Source organism: Acinetobacter sp. UBA6720, assembly GCF_002454215.1.
GTDB lineage: Bacteria > Pseudomonadota > Gammaproteobacteria > Pseudomonadales > Moraxellaceae > Acinetobacter.
This window is the reverse complement of record NZ_DKIK01000172.1, coordinates 11,038-14,447: the sequence shown is the minus strand read 5'-3', so window position 1 is coordinate 14,447 and position 3,410 is coordinate 11,038. Positions and strand designations below refer to the sequence as shown.

At 44.9% G+C, this 3,410-nt stretch carries 3 protein-coding genes; 2 read left to right on the top strand and 1 reads right to left on the bottom strand.

The window, feature by feature from the left end; translation table 11 throughout:
* Both B4F08_RS14490 and B4F08_RS14485 read left to right on the top strand, forming a co-directional pair.
* Positions 1 to 82, top strand: an 82-nt coding sequence (locus B4F08_RS14490) for a hypothetical protein (protein WP_291374981.1), incomplete at its 5' end; no start/stop codon positions are given.
* A 69-nt stretch (positions 83 to 151) separates the two neighbouring features.
* Complete coding sequence (locus tag B4F08_RS14485) at positions 152 to 958, top strand: putative RNA methyltransferase (RefSeq protein WP_110974179.1); 807 nt, start codon at positions 152 to 154, stop codon at positions 956 to 958.
* Positions 959 to 997: 39 nt separating this feature from the next.
* On the opposite strand, the gene B4F08_RS14480 is transcribed toward B4F08_RS14485, so the two are convergent.
* Positions 998 to 3,410: penicillin-binding protein 1A (locus B4F08_RS14480; protein ID WP_291374978.1), on the bottom strand; the 2,413-nt coding region annotated here is incomplete at its 5' end.

Here is a 3,410-nt window from a genome sequence, read left to right as displayed (position 1 = left end):
TGAAACCCAAGTGGTGATTCGTTTCTGGATTATCACAATTATGCTGGTAGTTTTAGGGCTAATGACCTTAAAATTGCGCTAAGCAAAAGTATGAAAAGAGTCGGCATTTGCCGGCTTTTTTTATGCCTGAGGTAATGTCTTGGAGAAAATAATGAATCTGCTCATGTGTCCTGTGTGTCGTGAGGCTTTAACTTTAAACGAAAGAACATGGCGCTGTGCGAATTCACATAGTTATGATGTGGCAAAACAAGGCTACGTCAATCTGCATGTCGTACAACACAAGCACAGTAAGAACCCGGGGGATACACCAGCGTCTGTACAAGCACGCCGTGCATTTTTAAGTGCAGGGTATTATGCGCCTTTACAGCAAGCCGTGGTGAACAAAGTACGCGAGCTTCGGATTGAAAACTTACTGGATATTGGTTGTGGTGAAGGTTATTACACAGACGCGATGCAGGCAGAAGTGCTGCAATGTGTTGGTGTTGATATTGCGAAAAATGCAGTGCAAGTGGCTGCGAAAATCAATAAAAATATCACGTGGGTGGTCGGTACTGGGGCGACCTTACCTGTACTAGATCAGTCAATTGATTTATGTAGCAGTTTATTTAGTCCGATTCCAAAACAGGAAATTTTAAGGGTGCTCAAGCCGCAAGGATACTTGTTGGTGGTGACGCCTGCGCCTCAGCATTTATATGCAATGCGTGAGGCTTTGTTTGAAGAGGTCAAGCCGCATGAACCAAGCAAATTTGTAGAACAGTTGAGTGATGTGTTTGACTTGGTGAGTGATGATGTGGTTGATGCTGAATTTAAGCTTAATCAGCAGGACTTAAAAAACCTGATTGCGATGACGCCTTATGCCTATAAGGCAAAATCAGAGCGCCGTGAAGCTTTAGAGGCGCAAACAGCTTTTGAGTTACACGCCCAGTATCAAATTTTACTGTTTCAGAAAAAAGCATGAGTATAAAAAAGCCCGCAATCTAATCTGCGGGCATTTTTATTATTGGACTTGATCAATCAAATGATCGAGTGCATCGGCTTTCGGTTTGGGTTGTTCTTTGGGTGGCGTTTGCATGGTTGGCGGAGCACTGTTCTGTGGAACCAGTGTTTCCTCTTCACCCGGTAAATCATCAAAGTCTCGTTCAGGAGAACGCGGCACCACCACTGGTGCAGGTCGATACAAGGGCTGTGCTAAAGGCGGGGTCGGGCCTAAATTACTTTGAACAGCTCCTTTTTGATGGCGCTGAACTGGTGCTTTGGCTTTGGCGTCCAGTTGAACCCAAGAAGAAGGTGTACCTTGTAAGGCTTTAGCCATAAAGTCTGTCCAAATTGGCAAGGCAGCTACACCACCGTATTCACGGCGTCCTAAAGTCGTCGGTTGATCGAAACCGACCCATGCCACAGTTACCAATTTACTATTAAAGCCTGCAAACCAAGCATCTTTCGCATCATTGGTGGTTCCTGTTTTCCCCCCTAAATCATCCCGCCCAATGCGTAGAGCAGCACGACCTGTACCATGTTGAATCACGTCTTTTAAAATATTGGCCATATCATAAGCAGAGCTGGATTTTAAAATACGTTGTGCTTGGCGATAGTCACTATTGATCTCCACTGGATTCGCTGATTTTTCAACAGGGTTCAGCTCTTGGTTGGTGACTTCAATCACTTCATCATCAGGTGTGATGGTGTCAGCAGATTGAGGCTTTGATTCTTGTTGAGAAATACAACTGATACATGCATATTCAGGATTGTTCTGATAAATGATGTTGCCATACGCATCTTCAATACGGTTGATAAAGTGTGGTTGAATGCGATAGCCGCCATTGGCAAAGGCAGAGTATCCAGTGGCCATTTGAATTGGTAAAACTTGAGGTGTTCCGAGCGCAATGGTGTAGTTACGCGGAATCTGTTCATCGGTTAAGCCGAAGTCCATGAACAATTGGCGTGTTCTTTCAATGCCCACAGTTTGCAGGAGTCGAACAGACACAGTGTTACGCGATAAATATAGTGCACGACGCAGTGGAATCATGCCTAAATAGCGACCATCGGCATTGCGCGGTGACCATTTTCCAATAGTGATTGGACTGTCATTGACCATGCTATACGGTGTCATACCGCGTTCTAAAGCGAGTGCGTAAACAAAGGGTTTAATAATTGAACCTGGTTGGCGCCAACCTTGTGTGGTTCGGTTAAATTTAGACTGATAAAAGTTATAACCACCGACCAGTGCTTCTACAGCCCCATTGTTTGGGTTCAGTGCAATCAGCTGGCCCTGAACTTTAGGCAGTTGCACCAAAGCCCATGAGGTTTTGGTGTCATTGGGGCGCAGGCGTACAATGTCTTTCACTTTAACAATTTGGGATGCTCTTGATGGCGCACCGCCTACCGCATTGGCATTGCGATAAGGGCGTGTCCAAGACATACCAGACCATGGCACGGTTACTGTTGAGCCATCTTGCATTAAGGCATCAAAACTATTTTGATTGACACGGATGACTTCGGCAGGGAAGGTGTTGGCAAACGCACTAAAGTTACTTAAGGGTTTGTCATGAGCTTCAGCACCACGCCAGCCATGACGACGGTCATAGGCTTCTAAACCATCTTGCACCGCTTGTTCAGCATAGGCTTGGCGTTCACTGTTGATGGTGGTGTAAACCTTATAACCAGAGTCAATGGCATGCTCGCCAAACTTTTCAATCAGTTCGCTACGGACCATTTCACCGATGTAGGGAAATCGGTTACTTACCCCGCGATCAGGCATATCGAGGTTAATCGGTTCTGCAATGCCTTTTTCATATTGGCTTTGATTGATGTAGCCGAGCTGGAGCATGCGACCCAAAATCCAGTTACGACGTTCTAAAGCACGTTCTGGGTTGACCACTGGATTGTATTTCGAGGGCGCTTTAGGCAGACCTGCAATCATCGCCATTTGTGCGATGCTGAGTTCATCTAAGTTTTTGTTGTAGTAAATTTTAGCTGCCGCTGCGATACCGTAGGCATTTTTACCTAGGAAAATCTTATTGACATAGAGGGTTAATATTTCCTCTTTCGTCAAATTTTGCTCAATTTTTCGTGCCAGAAAAACCTCAGTCAATTTACGTTTTAATGTGCGCTCGGGACTGAGATAATAGTTTTTCGCCACTTGCATGGTGATGGTCGAACCACCCGTTTGTACATTTGAGCCTGTAATGCTCTCACTCACAGCACGGCCTAAACCTTTAAAGCTAATGCCACTATGTTCAAAAAAGGAAGAATCTTCCGCCGCTAAAAAGGCATGAATAAAACTTTGTGGGATCTGATCGTAATCAACGGGTACAGATAGCTTGCCACCATATTCCGAAATGAGTTGGTTATCCGCACTATAAACCTGTAAAGGTTTTAGTAATGGTGCCTTTTTTAGAGTTGTCATTTGC

What these genes read in the sequence shown, in the direction of transcription:
- B4F08_RS14485 (WP_110974179.1), top strand. Translation starts at nt 152, where the DNA reads ATGAATCTGCTCATGTGTCCTGTGTGTCGTGAGGCTTTAACTTTAAAC.